Below are 1364 nucleotides of genomic sequence, written 5' to 3' on the forward strand. Positions count from 1 at the left end.
GGATAAACTGGTTGCTGAAATAGAGGAGGCGTTAAGGCAGTTTCTGGCTGAACTTGAAAACGAACTTGAGGCTATCAGGAAATTATCCAGGGTGGCAGCATGAGTGCATGCACGTCGTCGGGCGGGTACACAATCAGGTTCAGCCTGACCCAAGGGGTATAGTGCACCGTCACATTTTGAGAATGGCAGCAATGATGCTGACAGCGGCGGCGACCATTATCCCAAGTCGGATGGTCATCTGTATGCCAAGTTTATCAAAACCGGCAGTCATATCCTTACGTACGTCGGCTATATCTGCGGACAGGTCCTTACGGACATCGGCTATCTGAACCGTTAAATCTTTGCGCACGTCTCCAAGGTCACGCTTGGTAGCAAGGTCTGCAACCTCATGGGACTGACGCACGACAAGGGTTATAGCCTTGGCCTGCTCTCTATTAAGACCAGAGCTTTCCAGCTTCTCGACGAACTCTTGAGTATCAAATGCAACTTGGCCCATGGGAAATCCTCCTGCGTTAAGCCAAGTGTAAGCGATCTAACCGCCAATCTGCAAAATTTTGCAAGTTAGTCCCCCCATACCTTTTAACCCCATCTGTTTAATTATGGAGACATTGCCATGACCAAAATCATCACTATCCAGAATACCCAACTGCCCGTTATCGAATATCAGGGCCAGCGCGTGATTACAACCGAGCTACTAGCTCAAGGGTATGGAGCTGAAGTAGATAGCGTACGTCAGAATTTCAAACGCAATAAAAACCGCTTCATCGAAGGGAAACACTACTTCAAGGTAGAAGGATCGGAATTACAAGGGCTTAAGAACCACGTGACATTAAGTCACGTGGTTAATAAACATACAACTCACATCACACTCTGGACTGAGCGCGGGGCATCACGTCATGCCAAGATGCTGGAGACTGACCAGGCGTGGGAATGGTATGAGGCGCTGGAAGATAACTACTTCCGCTTACGCGAACAAAAATCCCCTGTGGATCTTGGCCTACCAAACTTCCTCGACCCGGCAGAAGCGGCGATTGCATGGGGCAAGGAGCGCAAGGCTGTTCAGTTGATTACTTTCGAACGCGATGAAGCTGTACGCACCAAAGCGCAGATCAGCGAAAAACGGGAAGCCACCGCCTGCCAGCGTAATGCTGTTTACCAGCGTATAGCCAATAAGGCGATAAAAGAACGCGAAGAAATGGCGGCTTTGCTGGGTGCCAGCAAAGACTATGCGTCAGTACGCTCAGTGTGGCGCGCCACAGGTAACTGGTACAGCTACCGCCAACTCACCACATGGCAGGACGAACATGACGCGATGGAATCCTACTACTGGGATGAGTCCACGGATGCACGAATTTTATGCTACC

At 50.0% G+C, this 1364-nt stretch carries 2 protein-coding genes; one reads left to right on the plus strand and one right to left on the minus strand.

Annotated elements, in window-relative coordinates; genetic code table 11:
- Positions 1-169 precede the first annotated feature (169 nt).
- Positions 170-496, minus strand: a complete 327-nt coding sequence (locus QZ506_RS16565) for a DUF1640 domain-containing protein (RefSeq protein WP_291972572.1) — start codon at positions 494-496, stop codon at positions 170-172.
- A gap of 117 nt (positions 497-613) precedes the next feature.
- Between QZ506_RS16565 and QZ506_RS16570 the strand changes: the two genes are divergently transcribed.
- Positions 614-1364 (plus strand): ORF6N domain-containing protein (locus QZ506_RS16570; RefSeq protein ID WP_291972575.1); only part of this gene is annotated, 751 nt, incomplete at its 3' end.

Origin of the sequence: Candidatus Symbiopectobacterium sp. (assembly GCF_020054415.1) — a bacterium.
In the GTDB taxonomy this organism is placed as follows: domain Bacteria; phylum Pseudomonadota; class Gammaproteobacteria; order Enterobacterales; family Enterobacteriaceae; genus Symbiopectobacterium.